Source organism: Rhodococcus sp. EPR-134, assembly GCF_001647205.1.
Lineage (GTDB): Bacteria > Actinomycetota > Actinomycetes > Mycobacteriales > Mycobacteriaceae > Rhodococcus_F > Rhodococcus_F qingshengii.
This window is the reverse complement of sequence record NZ_LVCT01000737.1, coordinates 1-1,380: the sequence shown is the minus strand read 5'-3', so window position 1 is coordinate 1,380 and position 1,380 is coordinate 1. Positions and strand designations below refer to the sequence as shown.

The 1,380-nt window shown below is 58.3% G+C and carries 1 protein-coding gene; it reads right to left on the bottom strand.

Translation table 11 applies throughout. The features are described from left to right. Nucleotides 1-40: 40 nt before the first annotated feature. The gene (locus tag A2J01_RS31990; RefSeq protein ID WP_003943361.1) at nt 41-1,306 is read right to left on the bottom strand and encodes an IS256 family transposase; all 1,266 of its coding nucleotides are present in this window, start codon (nt 1,304-1,306) and stop codon (nt 41-43) included. Nucleotides 1,307-1,380 lie beyond the last annotated feature (74 nt).

Here is a 1,380-nt window from a genome sequence, read left to right as displayed (position 1 = left end):
GGGAGTGTCCGATTAACGGTGGATCCGACCTTGATGTCGGTTAGTTACCGTTCAGGGTGATGCGTCCTTCGAAGGTGATCGCAAACGCATTGAGCGCGGGCTTCCACCTCATTGCCCATCGTGCCTTACCTTTCCCTGTCGGGTCCAGAGCACGCGTGGCCAAGTACAAGCATTTGAGCGCCGCCTGCTCAGTCGGGAAGTGCCCACGCGCCCGTACTGCGCGCCTGTAGCGAGCGTTGACAGACTCGATCGCGTTCGTCGAGCAGATGACGCGCCTGATCTCGACGTCGTAGTCCAGGAACGGAACGAACTCACTCCACGCGTTGTCCCACATCTTGATAATCGCTGGATACTGCTGCCCCCATTTCTGCGTGAACTCAGCGAATCGTTCCCTGGCCGCAAACTCCGACGGAGCGGTGTAGACAGGTTTGAGATCACGCGCCATCGCATCCCAATATTTACGAGAGGCAAAGCGAAAAGTGTTGCGTATCAGATGAATAATGCACGTCTGCACCACAGCGAGTTCCCAGACGGTGTTGATCGCTTCAGGCAATCCTTTGAGTCCGTCGCACACAACGATGCAGACGTCCGCCACACCACGGTTCTTGATCTCGGTCAGGACCGAGAGCCAGAACTTTGCGCCCTCTCCGCCCTCGCCGGCCCAGATCCCGAGGATGTCGCGTTCGCCATTGACGGTGACGCCGATCGCGACATACATCGGCCGGTTGGTGACCTGCCCATCGCGAACCTTCACGTGCACCGCATCGATGAACATCACCGGATACACCCGATCAAGTGGCCGGTTCTGCCACTCCGTCATTTCCCCGACGACCTTGTCGGTGATCCGCGAGATCGTGTCCTTCGACACCGACGCTCCGTAAATATCTTGAAAGTGCGCGGATATCTCGCCGGTCGTCAAACCCTTTGCCGTCAATGACAATACGATCTCATCGATACCCGTCAAGCGTCGCTGACGCTTCTTAACAATCTGCGGGTCGAACGAAGAATCGACGTCGCGTGGCACTTCGATCTCCACCGGCCCGATCTCAGTGAGCACCGTCTTCGAACGGGTACCGTTCCTCGAGTTGCCGCTGCCGCGGCCGGCGGCATCGTGCTTCTCGTAGCCCAGGTGCTCGGTCATCTCCGCGTCTAACGCGGTCTCTAGGACGTTTTTGGTGAGTTGATTGAGGAGTCCGTTCGGGCCCATCAACTCCACGCCCTGCTCCTTGGCCTGAGCCAGGAGCTGCTCGGCCAACTGCTTCTGATCCACCTCAGTCTCTGCCATGGGATCAAGTGTTTCGGTCATCGTCGATCCTTCCCGCCAAGCTCAGCTCGGCGTGTTGAATCAAGGACCGGATCCACCGTTATTCAGACAGTCCC